Source organism: Curvibacter sp. Hmag1.1, assembly GCF_059769165.1.
Map to the genome: position 1 here is coordinate 1,422,823 of NZ_JBMBGX010000002.1, position 22,236 is coordinate 1,445,058.

29 protein-coding genes are annotated in these 22,236 nt (G+C 62.1%); 19 read left to right on the top strand and 10 right to left on the bottom strand.

What is annotated here, in order from left to right; genetic code table 11:
* Nucleotides 1–19: 19 nt before the first annotated feature.
* The gene (rpe, locus tag ACOAP0_RS07220) at nucleotides 20–697 is read right to left on the bottom strand and encodes a ribulose-phosphate 3-epimerase (RefSeq protein ID WP_498375002.1); all 678 of its coding nucleotides are present in this window, start codon (nucleotides 695–697) and stop codon (nucleotides 20–22) included.
* Between the two features lie 77 nt (nucleotides 698–774).
* Between rpe and apaG the strand changes: the two genes are divergently transcribed.
* The 4 genes from apaG to ACOAP0_RS07240 all read left to right on the top strand — a co-directional run bounded on the left by apaG (nucleotide 775) and on the right by ACOAP0_RS07240 (nucleotide 5,092).
* Complete coding sequence (gene apaG, locus ACOAP0_RS07225) at nucleotides 775–1,167, top strand: Co2+/Mg2+ efflux facilitator ApaG/CorD (protein WP_087495306.1); 393 nt, start codon at nucleotides 775–777, stop codon at nucleotides 1,165–1,167.
* Between the two features lie 8 nt (nucleotides 1,168–1,175).
* A complete protein-coding gene (tlpB, locus tag ACOAP0_RS07230; RefSeq protein ID WP_498375001.1) occupies nucleotides 1,176–3,155 on the top strand; it encodes a transporter-like protein TlpB in 1,980 nt (659 codons plus the stop codon).
* Entirely contained in the window at nucleotides 3,152–4,165 is a 1,014-nt protein-coding gene (gene thiL / locus ACOAP0_RS07235) for a thiamine-phosphate kinase (protein ID WP_498375000.1), read from the top strand. Before tlpB ends, thiL begins: the two co-directional genes overlap by 4 nt.
* A 132-nt stretch (nucleotides 4,166–4,297) precedes the next feature.
* A complete protein-coding gene (locus ACOAP0_RS07240; RefSeq protein ID WP_498374999.1) occupies nucleotides 4,298–5,092 on the top strand; it encodes a Crp/Fnr family transcriptional regulator in 795 nt (264 codons plus the stop codon).
* A 39-nt stretch (nucleotides 5,093–5,131) separates the two neighbouring features.
* Here ACOAP0_RS07240 and ACOAP0_RS07245 read toward each other — a convergent pair whose 3' ends face one another.
* Both ACOAP0_RS07245 and ACOAP0_RS07250 read right to left on the bottom strand, forming a co-directional pair.
* A complete protein-coding gene (locus ACOAP0_RS07245; RefSeq protein ID WP_498374998.1) occupies nucleotides 5,132–6,031 on the bottom strand; it encodes an EAL domain-containing protein in 900 nt (299 codons plus the stop codon).
* A 26-nt stretch (nucleotides 6,032–6,057) separates the two neighbouring features.
* Entirely contained in the window at nucleotides 6,058–6,795 is a 738-nt protein-coding gene (locus tag ACOAP0_RS07250; protein WP_498374997.1) for a hypothetical protein, read from the bottom strand.
* Between the two features lie 105 nt (nucleotides 6,796–6,900).
* Here ACOAP0_RS07250 and ACOAP0_RS07255 point away from each other — a divergent pair, with 105 nt between their 5' ends.
* Complete coding sequence (locus ACOAP0_RS07255) at nucleotides 6,901–7,125, top strand: HNH endonuclease (protein ID WP_481875159.1); 225 nt, start codon at nucleotides 6,901–6,903, stop codon at nucleotides 7,123–7,125.
* Between the two features lie 35 nt (nucleotides 7,126–7,160).
* Here the strand turns inward: ACOAP0_RS07255 and ACOAP0_RS07260 are convergent, their stop codons facing one another.
* On the bottom strand, nucleotides 7,161–7,880 hold the full coding sequence (locus ACOAP0_RS07260; RefSeq protein WP_498374996.1) for a helix-turn-helix transcriptional regulator: 720 nt from the start codon (nucleotides 7,878–7,880) through the stop codon (nucleotides 7,161–7,163).
* Nucleotides 7,881–7,996: 116 nt separating this feature from the next.
* Here ACOAP0_RS07260 and ACOAP0_RS07265 point away from each other — a divergent pair, with 116 nt between their 5' ends.
* The gene (locus ACOAP0_RS07265) at nucleotides 7,997–8,398 is read left to right on the top strand and encodes a DUF2177 family protein (protein WP_498374995.1); all 402 of its coding nucleotides are present in this window, start codon (nucleotides 7,997–7,999) and stop codon (nucleotides 8,396–8,398) included.
* 40 nt (nucleotides 8,399–8,438) lie between these two features.
* On the opposite strand, the gene ACOAP0_RS07270 is transcribed toward ACOAP0_RS07265, so the two are convergent.
* Complete coding sequence (locus ACOAP0_RS07270) at nucleotides 8,439–8,891, bottom strand: EVE domain-containing protein (protein ID WP_498374994.1); 453 nt, start codon at nucleotides 8,889–8,891, stop codon at nucleotides 8,439–8,441.
* Nucleotides 8,892–8,894: 3 nt separating this feature from the next.
* Nucleotides 8,895–9,269, bottom strand: coding sequence for a VOC family protein (locus ACOAP0_RS07275; protein ID WP_498374993.1), 375 nt, complete (start codon nucleotides 9,267–9,269; stop codon nucleotides 8,895–8,897).
* 164 nt (nucleotides 9,270–9,433) lie between these two features.
* On the opposite strand from ACOAP0_RS07275, the gene ACOAP0_RS07280 reads away from it, so the two are divergent.
* Nucleotides 9,434–9,850, top strand: coding sequence for a PilZ domain-containing protein (locus ACOAP0_RS07280; RefSeq protein WP_313867804.1), 417 nt, complete (start codon nucleotides 9,434–9,436; stop codon nucleotides 9,848–9,850).
* Here the strand turns inward: ACOAP0_RS07280 and ACOAP0_RS07285 are convergent.
* Together ACOAP0_RS07285 and ACOAP0_RS07290 are read right to left on the bottom strand one after the other, a co-directional pair.
* Nucleotides 9,832–10,257, bottom strand: coding sequence for a tautomerase family protein (locus ACOAP0_RS07285; RefSeq protein WP_498374992.1), 426 nt, complete (start codon nucleotides 10,255–10,257; stop codon nucleotides 9,832–9,834). The genes ACOAP0_RS07280 and ACOAP0_RS07285 overlap by 19 nt on opposite strands.
* Nucleotides 10,258–10,259: 2 nt before the next feature.
* Nucleotides 10,260–10,445 carry a hypothetical protein gene (locus tag ACOAP0_RS07290; RefSeq protein ID WP_498374991.1) on the bottom strand — a complete coding sequence of 62 codons (186 nt, stop codon included), beginning with the start codon at nucleotides 10,443–10,445 and terminating at the stop codon, nucleotides 10,260–10,262.
* Nucleotides 10,446–10,582: 137 nt separating this feature from the next.
* On the opposite strand from ACOAP0_RS07290, the gene ACOAP0_RS07295 reads away from it, so the two are divergent.
* From ACOAP0_RS07295 to ACOAP0_RS07330, 8 genes are all read left to right on the top strand, one after another.
* The gene (locus ACOAP0_RS07295; RefSeq protein WP_498374990.1) at nucleotides 10,583–11,479 is read left to right on the top strand and encodes a LysR family transcriptional regulator; all 897 of its coding nucleotides are present in this window, start codon (nucleotides 10,583–10,585) and stop codon (nucleotides 11,477–11,479) included.
* 116 nt (nucleotides 11,480–11,595) lie between these two features.
* The gene (locus tag ACOAP0_RS07300) at nucleotides 11,596–12,369 is read left to right on the top strand and encodes a GntR family transcriptional regulator (protein ID WP_498374989.1); all 774 of its coding nucleotides are present in this window, start codon (nucleotides 11,596–11,598) and stop codon (nucleotides 12,367–12,369) included.
* Nucleotides 12,366–13,163 (top strand): transporter substrate-binding domain-containing protein, encoded by a 798-nt coding sequence (locus ACOAP0_RS07305; RefSeq protein WP_481875150.1) that lies wholly within the window; start codon nucleotides 12,366–12,368, stop codon nucleotides 13,161–13,163. The genes ACOAP0_RS07300 and ACOAP0_RS07305 overlap by 4 nt, the downstream gene beginning before the upstream one ends.
* A 28-nt stretch (nucleotides 13,164–13,191) precedes the next feature.
* Nucleotides 13,192–13,875: an amino acid ABC transporter permease gene (locus ACOAP0_RS07310; RefSeq protein WP_481875149.1), complete on the top strand. Its 684-nt coding sequence runs from the start codon at nucleotides 13,192–13,194 to the stop codon at nucleotides 13,873–13,875.
* A gap of 3 nt (nucleotides 13,876–13,878) precedes the next feature.
* Nucleotides 13,879–14,529, top strand: coding sequence for an amino acid ABC transporter permease (locus ACOAP0_RS07315; RefSeq protein WP_087495326.1), 651 nt, complete (start codon nucleotides 13,879–13,881; stop codon nucleotides 14,527–14,529).
* Entirely contained in the window at nucleotides 14,516–15,250 is a 735-nt protein-coding gene (locus ACOAP0_RS07320) for an amino acid ABC transporter ATP-binding protein (RefSeq protein WP_498374988.1), read from the top strand. Before ACOAP0_RS07315 ends, ACOAP0_RS07320 begins: the two co-directional genes overlap by 14 nt.
* Nucleotides 15,251–15,284: 34 nt before the next feature.
* Nucleotides 15,285–15,878, top strand: coding sequence for a phosphatidylglycerophosphatase A family protein (locus ACOAP0_RS07325; protein WP_498374987.1), 594 nt, complete (start codon nucleotides 15,285–15,287; stop codon nucleotides 15,876–15,878).
* Nucleotides 15,875–16,399: a CinA family protein gene (locus ACOAP0_RS07330; protein ID WP_498374986.1), complete on the top strand. Its 525-nt coding sequence runs from the start codon at nucleotides 15,875–15,877 to the stop codon at nucleotides 16,397–16,399. The genes ACOAP0_RS07325 and ACOAP0_RS07330 overlap by 4 nt, the downstream gene beginning before the upstream one ends.
* Before the next feature lie 8 nt (nucleotides 16,400–16,407).
* Here the strand turns inward: ACOAP0_RS07330 and ACOAP0_RS07335 are convergent, their stop codons facing one another.
* On the bottom strand, nucleotides 16,408–17,253 hold the full coding sequence (locus ACOAP0_RS07335) for a substrate-binding periplasmic protein (RefSeq protein ID WP_498374985.1): 846 nt from the start codon (nucleotides 17,251–17,253) through the stop codon (nucleotides 16,408–16,410).
* A gap of 126 nt (nucleotides 17,254–17,379) precedes the next feature.
* On the opposite strand from ACOAP0_RS07335, the gene ACOAP0_RS07340 reads away from it, so the two are divergent.
* From ACOAP0_RS07340 to ACOAP0_RS07350, 3 genes are all read left to right on the top strand, one after another.
* Nucleotides 17,380–18,291 carry an alpha/beta fold hydrolase gene (locus ACOAP0_RS07340; protein ID WP_498374984.1) on the top strand — a complete coding sequence of 304 codons (912 nt, stop codon included), beginning with the start codon at nucleotides 17,380–17,382 and terminating at the stop codon, nucleotides 18,289–18,291.
* Nucleotides 18,284–19,006, top strand: a complete 723-nt coding sequence (locus ACOAP0_RS07345) for an SDR family NAD(P)-dependent oxidoreductase (protein WP_498374983.1) — start codon at nucleotides 18,284–18,286, stop codon at nucleotides 19,004–19,006. Before ACOAP0_RS07340 ends, ACOAP0_RS07345 begins: the two co-directional genes overlap by 8 nt.
* A 95-nt stretch (nucleotides 19,007–19,101) precedes the next feature.
* On the top strand, nucleotides 19,102–19,653 hold the full coding sequence (locus tag ACOAP0_RS07350; protein WP_498374982.1) for an outer membrane protein: 552 nt from the start codon (nucleotides 19,102–19,104) through the stop codon (nucleotides 19,651–19,653).
* Between the two features lie 60 nt (nucleotides 19,654–19,713).
* Here ACOAP0_RS07350 and ACOAP0_RS07355 read toward each other — a convergent pair whose 3' ends face one another.
* Nucleotides 19,714–20,535 carry a UPF0149 family protein gene (locus ACOAP0_RS07355; RefSeq protein WP_498374981.1) on the bottom strand — a complete coding sequence of 274 codons (822 nt, stop codon included), beginning with the start codon at nucleotides 20,533–20,535 and terminating at the stop codon, nucleotides 19,714–19,716.
* A gap of 54 nt (nucleotides 20,536–20,589) precedes the next feature.
* Here ACOAP0_RS07355 and ACOAP0_RS07360 point away from each other — a divergent pair, with 54 nt between their 5' ends.
* Entirely contained in the window at nucleotides 20,590–22,218 is a 1,629-nt protein-coding gene (locus ACOAP0_RS07360; RefSeq protein ID WP_498374980.1) for an FMN-binding glutamate synthase family protein, read from the top strand.
* The last annotated feature ends 18 nt before the right edge of the window (nucleotides 22,219–22,236 follow it).

Consider the following 22,236-nt stretch of genomic DNA (forward strand, 5'->3'; position numbering starts at 1 on the left):
TCAGGAAGGGACTGCCCACTCAGGCAGCCAGCGCAACGCGCATGGCGTCAACCACCGACTGGTAGTCCGGTTTGCCGAAAATGGCGCTACCCGCCACAAAGGTGTCTGCGCCCGCATCGGCCACGCGGCGAATATTGTCGGTTTTGATGCCGCCGTCCACTTCAAGGCGGATGTCTTTGCCGCTGGCATCAATGCGCTTGCGGGCTGCCTCGATCTTGCGCAGGGCCGAGTCAATAAAGCTCTGGCCGCCGAAGCCGGGGTTGACGCTCATGATGAGGATAAGGTCAATATCGTCGATCACCCAGTCCAGCACATCCAGGGGCTCGGCGGGGTTGAACACCAGACCGGCCTTCACGCCCTTGGACTTGATGGCCTGCACGCTGCGGTGCACGTGGCCAGAGGCATCGGGGTGAAAGCTGATGTAGTCCGCACCTGCTTCGGCAAAGCTGGCCGCCAGCGCGTCTACCGGAGAAATCATCAAGTGCACATCAATCGGCACGGCGACTCCTTCGGCGGTCTTGGCATGGGGCTTCAAGGCGCTGCAAATCATGGGACCGAAAGTCAGGTTGGGCACATAGTGGTTGTCCATCACATCAAAGTGAATCCAATCCGCGCCGGCGGCGATCACATTTTTGACTTCTTCACCCAGGCGGGCAAAGTCGGCAGAGAGGATGGAGGGGGCTATACGGTAGGTCATGACAACGACGTCCAGGGAGGGGTTTCGGGTTTGTGGGGGTATTTCGAATTGCACATTTTCGCAGGTAGCATTGCCGGATGGCCAAATACGCATTCCTGGTGGAAGTCAAACCCCAATATCTGGCGGATCAATCCGCGCCGCATGAGGACCTGTACGTCTTCGCGTACACCATCACCATCACCAATATCGGCGAAGTGACGGCGCAATTGATCTCCCGCACCTGGAATGTGAATGACGCCACCGGCCACACCGAACGCGTCAAAGGCTTGGGCGTGGTGGGCCAGCAACCCCTGCTCAAGCCCGGCCAGTCTTTTGAATACACCAGCGGAACCCGCCTGCGCACCCCCACAGGCACCATGCACGGCAGCTTTTTCTGCGTGGCTGAGGACGGCGAAAAATTCGATACCGACATCCCCATGTTCGTGCTGGACGCCCTGAGTGATGCGGGTGGTCCCCGCACCCTGCACTGAAGCCCCGCATGGCACGTGTTGACTTGTCGGCCCTGCTGGAGCAACTGGCCAGCCCCGCACCGGCCGTAGAGCGGCACATCTGGCTGATCCGCCTGCTGGCTTGGGTGCGCGGCCCGGAACAAACGCCTGAGCCCCCTGTCGCGCGCGTAGCCTTGTTGCTGGATGTGTTGGAGGCCCGGCCTGAAACCACGCAACAGTTGCGCACGTGGTGGGCAGAGCTGCTGGGCACTGTGGACGGTAGCACCCTGCTCTCAGACTACGGATTCGGCTCGCGCAACGCCTTCATGAGCGAACTGGTGGAGCGCCTCAACCGCAAATTGCTACCCGCCACCCCGGAAACCCAGGACGCATCCGAACTTTTTGCGCTGGTGCTCAATGACCCGCGGGACGCCCGCTGGATTGCCGCGCTCCCCGCAGAGACCCTGAGCCGCTTGGCAGCGCTGCTCAGTTTGCCGGAGGCCTCAGCCAGCGCACTGAAGGCCTCCCGCCCGGTCACGGTGTGGCAACACACCTTGCTGCATGCCCTGACTTTTTGTATCAGCCAGATACGCGCTACCGGCTTCTCGCAGGAAATGCGCCTGCGCATGAGCAGCCCTCTGCGGGATGGCACCCCCTTTCACACCCTGGCCAGCGACCTGGACCAGGTGCTGGACACCTGGTTGCAAGGCGCGGACACTTCTGACGCCGTGCTGCATTTCCGCAGCCAGCTCGACGCCTGCCGACATGCAGCCGCCACGGTGTACAGCCATCTGGATGCCCATGGCATTTCGGTGGATCTGGTCTTCCGCCTGCGGCAATTGCGTGAGCGCGTGCTCCGGGTCCGCGCCCTGCTGGACTGTCTGCTGGAGGACACCCAGCACGTCGCCACGGCCCGCCTGCTCTCGCACCTGGCCAGCGTGGGTCAAGAGCAGCGCAGTGTTGGGGCCCTCATTTCGTCCAACTCCTCACTGCTTGCGGCCAAAGTGGCCGAGCGCAGCTCGGAGACCGGAGAGCACTACATCACCCGCACCCGCGCCGAGTACCGCGCCATGCTGGGCAATGCTGCAGGCGGGGGGGCGCTGACTGCCCTGACCACCGCCATGAAGTTCGGCATCATGGCACTGGGCCTGTCGGCCTTCTGGTACGGCTTCTGGTCCGGGGTGATGTACGCCGCCAGCTTTGTGCTGATCCAGATGCTGCATTTCACGCTGGCCACCAAGCAGCCCGCCATGACAGCGCCGGCCATGGCCGCCAAGCTGAAAGACATTTCAGACTCCCAAGCACTGCAAGCCTTTGTGGATGAGGTGACGCACCTGGTGCGCTCCCAGGTGGCAGCTGTCATAGGCAACGTGGCGATTGTGTTTCCGGCTGCGGTCCTGCTGTCTGCTGTGCTCCTGCTGGTGACCGGCGCGCCCATGCTCACCCCGGAGAAGGCGGACTACGTGCTGCACTCCCTCACGCTGCTCGGGCCCTCCCTGTTGTTTGCCGCCTTCACCGGCGTGCTCTTGTTTTCCAGCAGCATCGTCGCGGGCTGGGTGGAAAACTGGTTTGTGCTGCACCGGCTGGATTCGGCCATCCGCTACAACCCGCGCATCACCGCATGGCTGGGCGCCGCGCGTGCGGACCGCTGGGCACACTTCATGCGGCACCACATTTCAGGATTGGCCGCCAACATCTCGCTGGGCATGATGCTCGGGCTGGTGCCCGCCATTCTGGCTTTTGTCGGCCCGGCACTGGACGTACGCCACGTCACCCTGTCTGCCGGGCAGCTGGGTGCTGCCTGTGCTGCATTGGGATGGGACGTCGTGCGCAACCATGCACTTTGGTGGGCCGTGGCCAGCATTCCACTGATCGGCTTGCTGAATGTGGGCGTGAGTTTTTATCTGGCGTTCCGGGTGGCACTGCAGGCGCACAACGTGTCGGGCATTGACCGCTCGCGCATTCGCAGCAGCATCTGGCAACGCGTGCGCCAGGCCCCGATGAGCTTTCTGTGGCCGGCCAAAGAATGAGCGACCTCGGCGAATTTGCGCTGATCGCGCGCTACTTCGAGCGCAGCCAGCACCCCTTGCCCACCCAGGTCGTGCTCGGTATCGGAGATGACTGCGCCCTGCTGCAGCCCACCCCCGGCATGCAGTGGGCCATCAGCAGCGACATGCTGGTCAGCGGCCGGCACTTCTTCGCAGATGTGAACCCGCTCACCCTGGGCCACAAGGCGCTGGCGGTCAACCTGAGCGACCTTGCGGCCTGTGGCGCAAGGCCTGTAGGCTTTACCCTCGCACTCAGCCTGCCCGATGCCGATCCGGCGTGGCTACAAGGTTTCTCGCAGGGCCTGTTTGCGTTGGCCGATGCGCACAACTGCCCGCTAGTGGGCGGAGACACCACGCGGGGCCCACTCAATATCTGCATCACGGTGTTCGGCGAAACCCCGCCCGGCCAAGCGCTGTTGCGCAGTGGTGCCCGCGCGGGGGATGACATCTGGGTCAGCGGCACTCTGGGCGATGCGGCCCTCGCGCTTCATTGCCTCTGGGGCCGCGACCAGTTGCCCGCCGAAGCATTTGCCCTAGCGCGCCAACGGCTGGAACAGCCCACCCCCCGCGCGGCACTCGGGCAGGCCTTGCGCGGCATCGCCACCGCAGCAGCCGATGTCAGTGACGGCCTGTTGGGCGACCTGGGCCACATCCTGGAGCGCAGCCATGTCGGCGCAGAGCTGGAGGCACTGTACGCTATCAATTTGCTAGCTGCTCGCGCATATCTCACGGGCGCCAGCGGCACTTTTGACCCAAATTCACAGACCGACAGCACCGCACTGCGCTATGTACTCAGCGGCGGGGACGACTATGAGCTGGTGTTCACCGCAGCGCCGGAACACCGCCTGCAGGTCCAGGCCGCGGGTACACACAGCGGTACCCCGGTCACCCGCATCGGCCGCATCGTTCGGGACCCCGGTGTGACCGTCAAAGCGCCGGACGGGTCTGCACTGCGCGGACCGTGGGCCAGCTTTGACCATTTCGCGACGTAATGCACTGCACACCCATGTAAAACTAAGTAAACGAGACTTTATGCCTTGGTCTACGCAAGTCTTTGTTTGACAATATCAGGCCGCGTGCGAAAGCTGCCGTGGCTTTGTCTGTAGAACTACCCTGGAGCGCAAGTGCCCACCGATACCCCGGCAGCCAACGGCTATGTATTCAAGCAGCTCAAGCGGCTGGGCTTGTCGGACGCGTTGGCTTTACAAACCGCCCCGATGGTCAAGGTGCAAGCCTTCGACGCCGGCAAGCGGCTGTGGACCAAGGGCAACGAGATCAAGCATTGGATGTTCATCATTCAAGGACTGGTCTCTGCGTCTGTACCGACCACCAACTCCGAGTCCACGCCGATTTCGGTTTACGGGCGCGGCGCCTGGTTCGGGGAGCAGTCCATCATCAACCGCAAGCCCAGTTTTGCGGACTATGTGTGCCTCACGGCCACGGAGGTGCTGACGCTGCCTGCCGCCCAGTTCGACCAGCTGTTTGTGACCGAACCCAACTTCGCGCGCTTTGTCGCCAAGCTCATGGCTTGGCGGGTGCAGAAAACGTCGGAAACACTCACCCTGATGAAGCTGGGCAACCCATGCATGCGCGTCGTCATGGGCTTGGCGCAGTTCGCAGAAGCCCTGGCCTACCGCTCAGACCGGCCACCCACCATCGGCTTTGGTGAAGGGGTGGAAATCCCGATCGCACAAAACACTTTAGCCTCTTTGTGCGGGGTGTCGCGCACCCTGTTCTCCGAGTACGTGCAGCAACTCGCGCAGCACGGTTGGCTCAAGCTGTCGTACGGCAAGCTGGAGATCCTGTCGATTCACACCTGGCACGCCTTTGCGCGCAGCCAGCGGGAAGACAGTGTGAACAACCTGAACGCCAGCATCCAGGAATTGCTGGAGCTTCTGCGCACGCTGGACGCGGCCTGATCCCAAGCCGCTATAGCTGCCGCGTGGGCAGCGGCGTGTTCAGGACAAGAGGGAGTAGCGCGTTTCCAATACCGGCGGGCGCACCGGTGCTTTGACCGGCTCCGGCGGGCGAGTCTCTTCAGCCGCCTGCAACACGTCCCGCGCACGCAGGTTGAGTGTGCGCACCGGCTCTGCGGCAGGGCTGCCCAGGAAGAACCCTTGGGCCATGTCCACACCGAGGTTCTTCATGGTGCGCAATTCCACCTCGCTCTCCACCGACTTGGCGACCAACAGGGCGTTGTGGTTGCGGGTCAGGCGGACCATGCTGCGCACCACGCGGCTTTGCTCACCATCGACAGCAATGTTGTGGGTCCAACGGGGCGCCATTTTCACCACGTTAGGCAGCACTTTGGCCCAGGCCTTCATGCTGCTCTCGGACGCCTTGAAGTTGTCCAGGGCAATCGTGACACCGGCGTCGCGCAAAGGGCGCAATGCCTCGACCAGCACATCCAGTTGCGGAATGCGGGTGTAACCGGCAAGGTCCAGCCCCATGCGGCGTGGTGATATTTGGTGCTTGCGCATCAGGTGGAGCAACATGCCCGCTGCGTCAGACTCCTGCAGTTGCACCAGCGTCTGTGCACTGAAATTCACGAATAGCTGACCTTTGCCGCTCTGGGCCATCCAGCGCTCCATTGAAAGCTCCAGGCAAGCCAGCTCGAAGTTCTTCAGGCAGCGCTCACGATGCGCGGCTTCCAGCAGCGCTTCGAAGCTGGTTTCCGCCATTTTGCGGGGAGCACGAACCAAGGCCTCCTGGCCGAGGATCACACCGCTGCGCAAATCGATCATGGGCTGATACACCGGCTCCAGGGCTCGCTCTGCGAGCAGATTCATCACCCGCAATGTCGAAGACGCTTTTCCTGCACCGAACCAGCCTTGTACTTTAGACAACCAATCAGACATACATCACTCTCTTTATCAATCCCTATTCACAGGCCTGCAGGCACTGTGGGTTCAAACTGTTCATCCCTGCGCTCCTGGTGCCACCTGCCATCCCGCTCCACCACGGGTGCCAGGCTTTGCAATTTGCGTGACATGGACTTGGCGTAATGCCGCAAGGCCGACTTCAATGCTTGTGCAAACGAGGGCACCATGACCTGTAACAGCACTTGTTGCTGCTGGTCATCCGGAATGGCGATTTCCAGCGCCTGCAACAAGGCCACAGCAAAGTTCTCGGCACTGAAGGGATTGCTGGGCGCCTTGTAAAAGCGCAGGCATTCGATCTGCAAACCGACCATTACTTCCAGCTCCGGGCCACAGGTGCTCTCCAGCACTGTCACGATGCGACCGGTACGGACCTTGCGGACCATCTCCAGGTCGCCGGAGAGTTGCATTTCACCCTCCAGGCGCCAGTCGCCGGGGTTGATGTTGCGGCGCGAGGGCGGCGGGTCACTGCGCAACATGCCCAGCGAAACCTGCAAGCGCTTTTGCAGCGCCAACTGGAATTCGCGGGACAAGGCCGGGGACAGCTCCATCAGCTTCAGGCGGCTGCCCTTGGTGAACAACTCATGGACAGGTGCATTGAAGCCCTGCCAGGAAGGTCCACGGCTGACATAGTTTTCCTGCGACTTGGTGACATCCCAGGTGATGGACAAGGCGTTGCCCATCAGACTCTGGGCATCTGCCAGAATCTCCAACACGGTGGCCAAAACGGGGTTGTTACTCATAGCTCCAACGCAAAATGCTGTTTGAACCCGATTAAACGGGGACCTGCGCAAGGCAACAAACCCAACCGTCCACCGCTGAACATTTGCCCTGTAAAGCTTTCGCCCATGAGCCGTCTCGCCCTGACCCGCACCAAGATTTACAACACCGTAGCCCGCCAACTGCACGGGCAGGTGCCTTGCTGGGTGTGCGGAAAACACGTCACGCCCGAAGACGCCACGCTGGAGCACATCCGCCCGCAAAGCGAGGGGGGCAGCAGCCACCTGGAGAATTTGGCGATCAGCCACGGCACCTGCAACCGGGGGCGGCACATTCCCAAACCAGCCGCCTGAAACCGTCTGTGCGCTGGGGGTGAAGCTTTGTAAAGCTAGCTGTCCTGCGTCAACCGGGCAGGCACCCCGGGTGGCGCAGCGGAACGCAGGTAGTCGGCCAAGGTGCGGCCCGGTTCATCCTCGAACCGGCCCGCGGCGCCTTCCAGCACATGCACCTGCTGCATGCGGTCGAGCCGGAAGCTGCGGAATGCCTGCCGGGTTTCACACCATGCGGCCAGGGTCCAGACGGCGCCCCAGTAGAAACAGCCCAGAGGCCGCAGGGTTCTTTGGCTTGGGCTGCCGCTTGCATCCCGGTAGTCGGCCCGCACCCTGCGCTGGGCCTGCGCCGCCTCGCGCAAGATTTGCAAGGTGGCCTGCACCTCGGGCGCCAGCCCCACGGGCGGCGCGTACACTGCCATGCTCTGCGCTGCAGTGCGCGCATCGGGTGGCAACACCGACAAAATCTTGCCCAGCGCCACCTGGCTGCTGCGGGCCAACACCGGGTCCTGCCAGACCTGCGCCATGCGCACGGAGGCCACCAGGGCGCGGGCTTCGTCGGCGGTGAACATCAGCGGCGGCAACTCAAAGCCTTGCCCCAAGCGGTAGCCCACGCCCGCCTCGCCTTCGATGGGTACGCCCTGGTGCTGCAGGTCGGCCACATCGCGGTACACCGTGCGCTCCGACACTTCCAGCCGCCGCGCCAGAAACGCGGCAGTAGTCAGCCGCCGCCCCCGGATGAGCTGGACGATTTGGAACAGACGGTCGGCGCGACGCATGAACTTGAGAGTGTTGCGGGGTGTTGGCGCCCATGATACCTGCGCAAGCAGCTACCAAAACCATAGCACCGACTACCGCACCGACGCATCAATCCGGCTTTGGGTAAGCTTGCGACATGAACAAATACCTCGCCACCTATGCAGCCACGGCCCTTGTGCTCCTGATGCTGGACGTGCTGTGGATCGGCGGGCTGGCCAAGTCCATGTACCAGGAAGGCATCGGCCACCTGATGGCGGAGCAACCGCGCTTGGGCGTAGCGGCCCTCTTTTATGCGCTGTACCCGGTGGGCTTGCTGGTGTTTGTGGTGGCACCCCGGGGGGTGACAGACGGCTGGTCCGTTACCTTGGTGCACGCGGCACTTTTCGGACTCGTGGCCTATGCCACCTACGACCTCACCAACCTGGCCACGCTCAAAGGCTGGCCGGTGGGTCTGGCGATATTGGACATGGCATGGGGATGTGTGGCGAGCTGCGCAGCCTCTGCTGCAGGCAAGCTGGCGTTTCAGCGTTTGGCATAAAAACATAGGCTGGCACCCGCCGAATAAGCGCAAGCAGCTCCTAAAAACATAGCAAATCAACGTCGGCTTGCATGGCGTTTGCAATCCGCACCATATCTGCGTCGCTCACCGCGAACAGCCCGAACCGGAACTTATAGCCCCAGCGGCTGCGGTCCTCCACAAACTCCAGGGCGTCCAGCAACGGTGCGATAGGCGCCTCCAGAGCCGGCACATACGCCACATCGCGCCGGAAAGGCACGAAGCCGCCGCCCATGTCGAAGGGATACACCACCCCCTGCTCCACCAGGCCAATGGACACAAAAGCCTGCAGCTTGTCTTTGCCGCCCATGGTGACGGTGGGGCTGTAGTACACCACCCGGTCGCCCGGCGCCACACGCCGCAGGGGTGCGCTCTTGCCGTGGCAGACCTGCATATAGCCCTGCCCGGCTTGGGCGTTGCCCCTGCGGGCGTGCGCCGCGCAGGCCACGGCAATCCAGTTCTTGCGCGCGGCCATGGCTCAGGCCTCTGAGTGCAGGCCGACGCGGTTGCCGTCCAGATCGGTGATGTGGGCGAAATAGCCCATGCCCGGCGGCAAGGCGGTGCGGGGCAGTGCAATCGCGCCGCCTTGTGCCAGCACGCGGGCCAGTGCCGCATCCAGCGAGGGCGATGCGTCCAGATACACCAGCGTTCCGCCATTGGACAGCGCGGGTGCCGTGGGGCCTTGCATTAAGGCGCCGCCGGTGCCTGCCTGCGGGTCGTAGGCAAAGACCGCACCCTCGCTAGGGCCCATGGATTCGCGGCGCATGGTGTGACCCAGCACAGACTCATAAAAAGCCTGGGCGGAGTCCAGACGGGTGGTGGGAATTTCGAACCAGCTGATGGCGTTGCGCATTACATGCTCCTGCAAAGTGAATGAAGGTGACTATGGTGCGGGGGTGCTGCTGACACCGTGGTGTCAGCAGGCTGCAAAAGCTGCGTCACCTGAATGTCGTCATATTCCTGCAACGCGCCTCCCGCAGGATGGGCGTCATCGCATTTTTTTGAAGAGGTTTTGCCATGGCAGTGTCTGAACAACGCGTCCACACCCGCGCCACCTATTTCCGCCTCGGTACCGGGACCCAGACAGCGTCTTACTTTGTGTTCCGCGACGCGGACAAGCCCGATGCGATTGCAGCGCTGATACTGGACATCAGCGAAGGCGGGGTGCAAATCCTGTCGCAAGCAGGCTCCTACCTGACCGGCAAATCATTCCGTCTGGATTTGCATGTGGCCAGTGCGGATGGGTTCGAAGTGGTGGATGGCGGCGAAGTCCAGTGGGTATGGTCGCAGCCCGACGGCATTTACACCCGCAGCGGCTTTGTATCCCGCGCCGAGGGCCACAGCCTGGCCACCCTGCTGCAAGGCCTGCCCGTGGAGAACGAGCAGGTGATCCGCTGCGCGCTCTACCCCGTGGGTCACATGGCGATGGCCTGAGCGGCAGAGGTTTTGGCAAGTGCGCGGGCGGCTTGGGTCTGCCCGCCGTATCCCCAGTCGCTGGCCGGCACTTCCCGCACGATCACATAGCTGGCTGGCTCCAGCCCCTGGCCGTGGCCGTGGCCGAGTTGGGCCTCCAGCTCGGCGAATGCGCGTTCAATAAATGCCGCCTTCTGCGCCGCCGTATTGGTGCCTTGGGTGATGCTGATCTCCAACATCGCAGTAGGGCGCTGCACATCGGTGCCCCCCACGTGCCACCGCGCGGCGGGCACGTCGTCGATGACCACCGCCGTAACCTCCGCACGTTTGCCTAATTCTTCGGCGGTGATGCGCGTCATCGCTTCGGCCAGTGCGCGATAGCGAGATGGGTTTTGAAGTGGCGAGACTTTGAGTTGCAAAGTTGGCATGGTCAGGCTTTCTGGGTGGTGGTTGGGGTGGAATGGGTAAGGCGGAGGCTGCGAAGCCGGCGTGCCATCAAACAGGCGGCGCCGCGCCAAAAGTCAGTTACGGTTTCGCGCCGCAAACGGCTGGCCTCTCGACGGGCTTGGTCATGGAGTTGAGCAATTGCAGTGCTGTCAGGGGCGGCTGGGTACATGGTGGACTCCGGTAAGTTCAGGTCTTGTTGCGATGGTTTGAACTTTATGGAGAACACCGACCGTCGGAAACCGCGCTAAAGCGTTATTGGTTTTTCACTATTTGCAAAACTAAAGCTCACACCGGCACAATCGCTCCATGCAACTCCAACTCGATGACGTCGCCCTGTTCACCCGTATTGCCAAGCTGGGCACCCTGTCGGCCGCAGCCCGCGAGCGCAATGTGCCGGTGAGCCAGGTCACCCGTGCGCTGACCCGGTTGGAGGCGGCCTGCGGTGTGCGCCTGCTCCACCGCACTACCCACGGCCTGAGCCTGACCGACGAAGGCGACACCCTGCTCTCTTATGGTCAGCGCCTGCTGGAGACCACAGCCGAGCTGGACAGCGAGCTCAGCGGCAAGCTCAGCGGGCCCAGTGGCTGGGTACGTGTCAGCGTGAGCCCTTTGCTGGCCGAATGTGTCATTGCACCGAGCCTGCAGGGCTTGTATGACCGTCACCCGGCCTTGCACCTCGACATCAATGCCGACGACCGAGTTGCCGACATGGCCCGCGACGGCATTGACATTGCCATCCGCACCGGCAGCCCGAATAGCGACACCTTGGTGGCGCGAAAAATCGGAGAACACGGCCGCAGCCTCTATGCTGCCCCCGCTTATCTGGCGCGCTGTGGCACACCGCAGCACCCGGACGACCTTGCCCTCCATCACCTGATCGCCAATAGCGCCAGCCCCAGCCTGAACCGATGGACTCGCGCTGGAGGCAGCACCACCGCAGCGCTGACCGTGCCCGGACACACCCGCACCGACAACACCGCAATACTGCTCAGCCTGGTGCGCCATGGGGTAGGTATCGCCCGCCTGAATGACCTGATGGCAGCACCCTTGGTGCGCTCTGGCGAACTGGTGCCCTTGCTGCAAACGCATTTCGACGGTGGCCGCGTCCCCATCTTTGCTGTGATGCTGCAGGAGCGGCACCGCTTGCCGAAAATCCGCGCCTGTATCGATTACTGGGCGGAGTGGATTGCCGGCATGTCCTGACGCTTCCCTCGCACCGGGATAGGGAGGTTAATCCCCGCTCGCGTGCGCAGCCGTCCCAGCCATGGTGCACATCGCTTGTATACCAGTGGCACGGAATCTGCTGTACCGGATGCACTATGGCCAACGCATCCGACATCAGTTCCCGCATCATTGAAGCCATCATGGCCCAGAAACTGGCCCCGGGCGCACGCCTGGGCGAGCAGCAACTGGCCATGGTGTTTGACTGCAGCCGCACCATCGTGCGCGAGGCGCTGACCCGCCTGGCGGCGCGCGGCATTGTGACCGTCAGCAGCCGTCGTGGCTGGTATGTGATCGAGCCCTCGCTGAGCGAAGCGCGTGAGGCTTTTGAGGCCCGCCGCGTGATCGAGATGGGCCTGATCCGCTGCACCACCGAGGTGAGCAAGGCGGCCATCAAAACCCTCAAAGCGCACATCAAAACCGAGCAGGCGGCCGTCAAGGGCACCGATGTGGGGCTGCGCAGCTACCTGCTGGGCGACTTCCATGTGTGCCTGGCCGAATGCCTGGGCAACAGCCTACTGGCCGACACATTGCGCGACTTCACTGCGCGCACCACCTTGATCGCCATGCTCTACCAGTCATCCCACGATGCAGCCCATTCATGCGCAGAGCACGGGCGCATTGTGGAAGCACTGGAGAAGTCCGACTGGGTGCTGGCCGAACAACTCATGCAACAACACATCGGCCATGTGCAGGACGCATTGCGCCTGCAGCCCGCTGCCGAGGACCCGCTGGCCGAGCTGCGCAATGCCCTCAGCCCCGTGAGCGAAAGCAGCAAGGCCAAACCGGTGCGTTTGGCACAGGGCTTGCATACAAGCCTTGCAGACAAATCCTCTTCATCCCCCTCAACCTACCTTGGAGCCCTGCTATGACCTTCCCCTTGAACAAACGCACTTTCGCCTTGGCGCTGGCCACCGGCGCCTTGCTGGCCGCCTCCGGCGTGCAAGCGCAAACCGCGCTGGACGACATCCTGAAAGCCAAGGTGCTCAAGGTTGCAGTGCAGACCGACTCTGCGCCTTACGGCTTTGTGGGCACCGACCTAAAGCCCATCGGCCTGGACATTGACATGGCCAACCTCATCGGCAAAAAACTGGGCGTACCGGTCGAGCTGGTGGTGGTGGTGAGTGCCAGCCGCATTCCGGCCCTGCAAACCAAAAAAGCCGACCTGGTGATTGCCACCCTGGGCAAGAATCCGGACCGCGAAAAAGTGATCGACTTCTCGTCGGCCTACTCCCCCTTCTTCCAGGCGGTGTTCGGCCCCAAAAACATCCCCGTCAAGAGCTTTGCGGATCTGGCTGGCAAGTCAGTGGGCGTGACTCGCGGCGCCATGGAAGACCAAGAACTTGGCAAGGTGGCCCCGACAGGAGTGGACACCAAACGCTTTGAAGACAACAACGCCACCATCGCCGCTTTCACTGCCGGCCAGGTGCAGTTCGTGGCCCTGGGCGCGTCGGTGGCCGGCAACATGATGACCAAGAACCCGCAGCTGTCTGCCGAGTACAAGCTGCTGCTGAAAGACAGCCCCAACTTCATCGGTATCGCCAAGGGTGAAGACAAGCTCAAGGCCAAAGTGAACGAAATCATTGCCGACGCCAAGAAGAGCGGAGAACTCGAAGCCATGGCCAAGAAGTGGCTGGGTCGCGGTCTGGGTGAGTTGCCCCTGTAAGGCCTGACGCAACTGACGAGAGCATTCCATGCGCATTCAACTCGACTTCGGGGCGGTACTGGCCGAGTGGCCGCTGCTGCTCACCGGTGTGGGCTGGACTCTGGCTCTCACGGCGGTGGCCGTGGTGGCGGGCACGGCCCTGGGCGTAGGCTGCGCATGGGTGCGTGCTCGCGGCTTCGGCGCGGACCATGCACCGCGCTGGCTGCAAGCGGTGGTAGGCGGGTATGTGGAGCTGATCCGCAACACGCCCTTCATCGTGCAACTGTTTTTTATCTTCTTCGGGTTGCCTGCGGCGGGTTTCAAACTGTCTGCCGAAACGGCGTCTTTCATTGCCATGGTGATCAACCTCGGGGCTTATGCCACCGAGATCATCCGTGCCGGGCTGGAAGCCACGCCCAAGGGGCAGATTGAAGCTGCCGTGAGCCTGGCGCTCAACCGCCTGCAAACCTTCACCTACGTGGTGCTGCCACCGGCCCTGAAAAAGATCTGGCCCAGCCTGATCAGCCAGGTGGTGATCGTGATGCTGGGCTCCTCGGTGTGCGGGCAGATTTCCACCAAGGAATTGAGCTACGCGGCCGACCTGATCCAGAGCAACAACTTCCGCTCGTTCGAGGCCTTCATGGTGGTGGGCGCGGTGTACCTGCTGCTGTCCTTTGTGGTGCGCCATGTGCTCAACTGGCTGGGCGCCACCTTTGTGTTCGGGAGGCGCTGAGCCATGGTGGACTTTTCCCTCTGGGACATTTTTCGCAACCTGCTGCTGGCCCTGCGCTGGACGGTAGGGCTCTCGCTGATCGCCTTCATCGGTGGCGGCGTGGTCGGGCTGCTCTTGCTGATGCTGCGCTTGAGCAAGTTGCCGGGTGCCACCGTATTCGTGAGCTGCTATGTGCAGCTCTTCCAGGGCGTGCCGCTGCTGGTGCAGCTGTTTCTGGCGTACTACGGCTTGGGCCTGTTCGGCATCAACACCTCGCCTTGGGTAGCGGCAGGCATGGGGCTCACGCTGTATGCCAGCGCCTTCCTGACCGAGATCTGGCGCGGGAGTGTGGAGTCCATTCCGCGCGGCCAGTGGGAGGCTTCGCAGAGCCTGGCGCTGAACTTTGCCGAGCAGCTGCGCTACATCATCCTGCCCCAAGCCTTCAAGATTTCGGTGGCTCCCACCGTCGGGTTTCTAGTGCAGGTCATCAAGGGCACGGCCCTGGCCTCGGTGATCGGCTTCATGGAGCTGACCAAGGTGGGCAAGACCATTGCCAACGCCACCTTCAGCCCGTTTCTGGTGTTCAGCTGCGTTGCGCTGATGTATTTCGTGCTGTGCTACCCGGTGAGCCTGTACGCCAAATCTTTGGAGAGAAAGTTACATGCCCATCGTTGATATCCGCGCCCTGCGCAAATCCTATGGCAGCAACGAGGTGCTCAAAGGCATCGACTTGCAAGTGGAGCCCGGCGAGGTCATCGCGATCATCGGCAAAAGCGGCTCGGGCAAAAGCACCCTGCTGCGTTGCATCAACGGCCTGGAAGAATTCCAGAGCGGTGAGCTCACGGTAGACGGCAAACCGCTGCTCCACAAAAACGCAGCCGCCATGCGCGCCCTGCGCCAGCGGGTGGGCATGATCTTTCAGAGCTTTAACCTCTTCCCGCACCTGACGGTGGGCAAGAACATCATGCTCGCGCCCAGCCTGGTGAAAGCCAAAGACACGGCTAGCGGCGAGGCCCATGCCCGCGTCTTGCTGGAGCGTGTGGGCTTGACTGAGAAGTTCGATGCCTTTGCCGACCAGCTCTCCGGCGGGCAGCAGCAGCGCGTGGCGATTGCCCGCGCGCTGGCTATGGAGCCAGCCGTACTGCTGTGCGACGAAATCACCAGCGCCCTGGACCCCGAACTGGTGGGCGAGGTGCTGCGTGTGGTGGAAACCCTGGCGCAGGAAGGCATGACCCTGCTGATGGTGACGCATGAGATGAACTTCGCGCGCCGCGTCTCGAACCGCGTGATCTTCATGCACCAGGGGCGTGTGCACGAGATGGGGCCACCGGCAGAGCTGTTCGGCAATCCGCAAACGCCGGAGCTGCAGCAATTTCTGAAGTCGCTGCACGATTGAGTGCACACCGCCTGCGCCGTTGAATAATCGGGGCATGAGCGAACCTGTCACCCTGATTCCCCTGGATACCCAGACCGGCGAACCCCTGTACCCGCCACGCCCGCGCAAACCGGCGGGGCCCACCGCCCAATTCATGTTCTCCCACCCCGCGCATGTGATTGCGCTGGGCTTGGGCTCCGGCCTGTCGCGCATTGCACCTGGCACCTCGGGCACTTTGTGGGCTTGGGTGGCATTTATTGCGCTGTCGCAGTGGCTGGGCGAATTCGGCTGGGGCATGGTGATTGCCCTGAGCATTCCGGTGGGCTGGTGGGCCAGCACCGTCACCGCACGCAACATGGGCGTGCTCGACCCGGGCAACATCGTCATCGACGAGATCGTGGCCTTCTGGCTGGTGCTTTGGCTGGTCACACCGACCTCGCTGGTGGGGCAAGCGCTGGCCTTCGGCCTGTTCCGCTACTTTGACGCGGCCAAACCGGGCCCGGTAGGCTGGGCAGACCGACTCTTCCACGGGCTGCAGGCCGACACCGACCGTTTTGCCTGGACCAAGGCCGGCTGGGGCATCATGCTCGACGACCTGGTGGCAGCCGGCTGCACGCTGATGGTGATTGCCATCTGGAGGTTTGCGTGAGCGCAACACCCAATCACCCGCTATCAAATCAGGAGCTGCTCGCGCATATTCCATCTGCGCTACTGGCCGATTTGATGCTCAAACGCCAGTGGATGCTGACCACCGCCGAGAGCTGCACCGGCGGCATGATTGCCGCTGCCTGCACCGACCTCGCCGGCTCCAGCGCTTGGTTTGAACGCGGCTTTGTGACCTATTCCAACGAGGCCAAGTCCGACATGCTGGGCGTGCCGGCTGAACTGATTGCCACCCATGGCGCGGTCAGCGAGCCGGTGGCACGGGCCATGGCCAGCGGAGCCTTGCAACACTCGCGAGCCCAGGTGGCCCTGTCGGTGACCGGCATAGCCGGCCCCAGCGGAGGAAGCCCGGACAAGCCGGTGGGCACGGTCTGGTTCGGCTGGGCCACGCCCGATGGTGTGTGGAGCGACATGCAGCACTTTGATGGCGACCGCGCCGCTGTCCGCGCTGCAACCGTGCGCCACAGCATTACGCGGCTGATGGAGCTGCTCAACCCTCCAACTTGAGTGCCGCTTTAGCGCCTGGGTTTAGGTGCGGTGCGTTCAGGCCCTTGCGCCATGGCATTCAAGCGGCAACCGGGCCAGTTGAGTTTTTCGGCGTATACCGCGGTGCGCTTCAAAGCGCGCAGGCCGCGGTTGAAGGCTTGCAAGCGCGCCGCGCTGTCGGGCAGTTTGTCGCTGAACATCACATGGGTCGTGAAGTTCGGTGCAAAGAGCCGGGGGTGGGCACGCAGGTCCTGCACTTCGCTGTCCATGAAATGGTGCTGCATCAGGTAGCAGGCCACGTTGCGCTCCATCGGCACCACATCCAGTCGCCCGCCAATCAACAGGCGCAAGTTGGCGATGTCATCAGGCGCGACCACGGTTTTCAGGGTGCCCGCTTTGTGCATGGCCCAGAACTCCGGGGTGTAGGTGTACGACTGCACGACACCCATGCGCAAATCCTTCAAGTCGGAGAGGACCTTCCAGTCGAACGGGGCGTCCTTGAAGGCTGCCTGGCGATACACCAGCACCCACTGTTCGGTCAGCACGTTGTCACTGATCAGAAAACCTTTGTCCCGCTCGGGGTTGCGGCCCCAATAGGCCGTGGCGTCCCACAAACCGGCGCGAGACTCCTCCAGCGTGCGGGTCCAGGGTTTGAAGGTGTATTCCACCTCCAAGCCTTCCAAGGCGAAGGCACGCCGGACGATGTCCAGGGCAATACCTTGGTCTGGCCGCTCCTGGGTGGCATAGGGAGGCAGCTCACCCGTTGCCAGTCGCAGCACCTGGGCGGCAGCAGGCGCACATGCGCAAGCCAACGCAAGCAGCGCGGTACCCATCTTGGTGCGGAAAGCTTGCAGTTGAAATCCGGAGCGGCCCATCGACGTCATGCCTGTGTGTATTTTCAGATCATCATAGTGCGGCCTGTGGCTATTGCACGCGGGACAAGCCCTGCTTTACAAATCACGTAGCCTTGGTCACGGTTTTGCCCGCTTTCGGAGATTCCCATGCCATGGTTTGACGGTTTTGAGCAACGCGATTTCGAGGTCAACGGAGTGCGCATCCACGCCCGGGTGCCTGTGAAACTGCCGGGAGACAGGCCCGCGCTGCTGCTTTTGCACGGCTTCCCACAAACCCATGTGCTGTGGCAACGGGTGGCCCAGCAGCTGGCGCAAGATTTCTATCTGGTGATGCCGGATTTGCGTGGATACGGCGATTCGGGCAAACCTGCCGGTCTGCCGGACCACAGCAACTACAGCAAACGCACGCTGGCCGCCGACATGGTGGCCGTGATGGATGCATTGGGCATTGAACGATTCGGGGTCTGCGGGCATGACCGTGGCGGGCGCGTCGCCCACCGGCTGGCGGTAGACCACCCTGAACGGGTGCAAGGCCTGTGTGTGATCGACATCGCTCCCACATTGGACATGTATGCGGCCACCGATTTTGCTTATGCAAGTGCTTACTACCACTGGTTCCACCTGATTCAGCCCACTCCTTTGCCCGAGACCATGATTCTGGGCGCACCCCTGCCCTACCTGCACACCAAGCTGGGCGGCTGGGGAGGCACGGGTACCACCTTCATTGAGCCGCAGGCCATGGCGGAATACGAGCGGTGCTTTCTGTTGCCGGGCACGGTGCACAGCATGTGCGAGGACTACCGGGCCAGCGCCAGCATGGACCTCGAACACGACCGCACCAGCAGGGAGCTTCCCGACGGGGCGGGACGCATTGCCTGCAACACCCTGGTGCTTTGGGGCGAGCGCGGTGTGGTGAACCGCCTGTTTGACCCGATGGCGCTGTGGCAGGCCCAGTGCGCGGCCAAGGTCAGTGGAGCAGCATTGCCCGCAGGCCACTTCATCCCCGAGGAGCTGCCGGATGAGACCGCACGCTATCTGAAGGAGTTCTTTCATGGCTGAGGGCGCTGGACTCACCAGCTTGCCAAGCGGCGGGGTCGCTATCGTGATGGGCGCCAGTGGCGGCATCGGTGCCGCGCTGGTTCGGAGCTTGGAGGCTTCCGGCCGCTTCGACGCGGTACAGGGCATGGGGCGGAACTCAAGGCCTGCGTTGGACCTGCTGGATGAGGGCAGCATCCGGGCCTCGGCACAGGCGATTCAAGATTCCGGCATACCCGTGCGGCTGGTGCTGGATGCCACTGGTTTTCTGCACAATGAAGTATGGACACCGGAGAAGAGTTGGCAGCAACTGGACCCCGTCCACATGGCACACAGTTTTGCCATCAATGCGATAGGCCCTGCGTTGCTCATGAAACACTTTTTGCCACTGCTGGCGCGGGACGGCAAAAGCGTATTCGCCACCCTGTCCGCCAAGGTAGGAAGCATTGGCGACAACCGGTTGGGCGGGTGGTACAGCTACCGTGCCAGCAAGGCCGCACTCAATCAGCTGGTGCATACCGCCGCCATCGAACTCAAGCGGCGCAACCCGCAGGCGATTTGCATTGCACTGCACCCCGGGACCGTAGACACCGGGCTCTCATCGCCATTCGCCAAATCGGGGCTGGAGGTGCGCGCGCCTGATGAGGCCGCCATGCGCATACTGGATGTTCTGGAGGGATTGGCGGCAGGCGACAGCGGCGGATTTTTTAACCATGACGGCACACCTCTGCCTTGGTGATAGACGGTGTGCTGACAAATCCGCACCTCGAAGCGCATAGAATTTTTGGGCATGCACACAAGAACACGTGGGCGGCATATCCATCAAGGGAAGTTATGAAAAAAATTGCGATTGCAGCAGCTATCGGCCTCTCGGCGTTGACACCACCAACCTTTGCACAGGCCCTGAACTTCGGTGGTTTCAGCCTCACAGGGGCATTGAACGTGAATAGCAACAGCGGTGAAGCCGGCAACAAAGTGGATGCGACACGCGGCAACTTGGGCGTAACCGCACAGTACGACGTCCCGCTGGGGAGTGCCCTGGTCATGGGATTGGGTGCCAGTCTGGGACTGAACAGCTTTGATATTGCAAGTAATGCGAAGTTAAAAAGCACTGCCAGCGTCTTTGTCGCGCCGGGTATCGCTATCAATAAACAAGCAATGGTCTACGGCAAAGTGGCCGTCGTCTCGGCCCAGGTAGACATCGACGGTGTGGGCGCCCCCATCTCCGGCACCGGAACCGGTTTGGGCCTGCGTTACCTCGTTAACAAGAACCTGTTCGTTCAGGGCGAGTACCTGCTCCACAAGTACAACGACCAGACCATCGGTTCCATCGCATTCAAGAACCAGACATCCATTTTCACCATGGGCGTGGGCTACAAGTTCTAAGCACGCTGCGCAAACGAAAAAAGCCCGCTCGATGCGGGCTTTCTCTTTTGGGAAACGCCTTCAGGCGCCGTGGCACTTTTTGTACTTCTTGCCGCTGCCGCAGTGACAAGGGTCATTGCGACCGGGCTCTGCTTCTTTGCGAACGGTCTCAACGCGCGGGCCGAAATTGCGCCACAGCTCGCGCAAGTCATACACCGCCCAAACGGCATCCGAGAAATCGTTGATACGGCGCTGGCTCACACTGGCCGGGCCGTTGTCATCAAACACGGCAATGGTGGGCTCATCGGTGTCATCTTCGGTGAGCGCAACGATGGACTGCAGCGAGGCATCCAGCCATTTCTCAGCCTCCTTGTCGCGGGGCGCGGCCCATTCTTCGGGCCAGGATTCGACGGCAAACATGAATCCCAGTGCCCAGACCTGACCGAATGAGGGCAGGTCTTCGCCGGCCATGGCCGCGCGGTCTTCTTCCGACAAGCCAGCGACTGCACCTCGCACATCCATCACCTCAGGGTGGTAGGCGTTCTCATCATCCAGTCCTTGAATTTCGACGGCCAGTCCGCGCACGATGTCGCTCCAGCGGCGGGTCCAGAGCTCCAGGAAGCGCGCGGCCTGAGCTGCATCGGCAAAGCCTCCAGCATCGCCGGCGGCTGGGACTTCCATATCCAGCAGAACAGGAAAGTATTCTTCGGCAGCAATCGGTCGGCGGCACACCACCAGCGCGGCCATGAAACCTTCGCAGAACTCCCATTGAGGAATTTCTTCGTGGCGGGTGCGCAGGTCATCCAGGATGCTGTCAATTTCATCAAATTCCTGGGGGGTCAAAGTCGCATCGGCGTGCGCGGGAGCGTCTGCGGACGCATCGGTGGTGATATTGGTAGTCATAAGCTGTGCAAAGAGAGTGCAGGCTGGTATTGTCTCTCCGAAGGAGACTCCGCGATGCTTAACACTTTGAATGCTGTCTTTCCCATCCGCTACACCGTGATGGGTTTGAGCGTTTTTGCCCTGCTGCTCAGTGTGTTCAGCCTGCTGGTTTTCGGTGCGGGCTTAGCCACCTTCCTGCTGGCGGCTATCCTGGTCGGGGTCGGGGTGTATGACCTTCGCCAGACCAAGCGCTCCATCCTGCGCAACTACCCCATCATCGGGCACCTGCGTTTCATGCTGGAGTTTGTCCGCCCAGAAATCCGGCAGTACTTCATCGAGAGTGACAACGAAGCAACGCCCTTTTCCCGCTCCCAGCGTTCACTCGTCTACCAGCGAGCCAAGGGCGAGCCTGACAAACGCCCCTTCGGCACTCAACTGGACGTGCATGCCGAAGGCTATGAGTGGGTCAACCATTCAGTAGCTCCGACCAAAATTGCCTCTCACGATTTCCGTATCACTATCGGTGAAGGCACTGCGCAGCCTTACTCGGCCAGCGTGTTCAACATTTCCGCCATGAGCTTCGGCGCCTTGAGCGCCAACGCGATCCTGGCGTTAAACAAGGGCGCCAAACGCGGCAACTTTGCGCACGACACGGGCGAGGGCTCCATCTCAGCCCACCACCGCGTGCACGGCGGTGACCTCATCTGGGAGGTGGCCTCCGGCTACTTCGGCTGCCGCAATGAGGATGGCACCTTCAATGCCGACAAGTTCGCCGCCAACGCTCGCGATCCCCAGGTCAAGATGATTGAGCTCAAGCTCAGCCAGGGCGCCAAGCCCGGGCACGGCGGCATGCTGCCAGGCCCCAAGGTAACGCCTGAAATTGCCGAAGCGCGCGGCGTGCCGGTAGGGGTGGACTGCATTTCACCAGCCTCGCACAGCGCGTTTTCCACGCCCATAGAAATGATGCGATTCATTGCCCGCCTGCGTGAGCTCTCGGGTGGCAAGCCCACTGGCATGAAGCTGTGCATAGGCCATCCGTGGGAGTGGTTTGCCATGGTCAAGGCCATGTTGGAAACCGGCATCACACCCGACTTCATCGTCGTGGATGGGGCCGAGGGTGGCACCGGTGCTGCCCCCCTGGAGTTCACCGACCACGTAGGCGCGCCGGTGCAGGAAGGCCTGCTGCTGGTGCACAACACCCTGCGGGGCGCGGGCCTTCGCGAACGCATCAAGATCGGCGTTGCCGGCAAAGTGGTGAGCGCGTTTGATGTGGCACGCCTGATGGCCCTGGGTGCAGATTGGTGCAACAGCGCCCGGGGATTCATGTTTGCGCTGGGGTGCATCCAGGCCCAGCATTGCCACACCGGCCATTGCCCGACCGGCGTCACGACCCAGGACCCGCTGCGTCAGCAAAGTCTGGTGGTACCCGACAAGGCGGACCGGGTCTACAACTTTCATCAACAAACCCTGTTTGCTCTCAAAGAAATGGTGCAGGCCGTGGGGGTACACCACCCGAATGAGATTACTGCCCACCACATCGTGCGTCGCTCCGGTGGCAATAAAGTACGCTCACTTGCGCAATTGATCCTGACCCAGTTGCCCAACGGGGCCTTGCTCGACGACCAGACGGCCGGATTGCCTCTCATCTATCGCCAGACTTGGCCCCGTGCAAGCGCCGACAGTTTTGCGCTGAAAGCGAATTGAGGCGCGCTGCGCCAAACC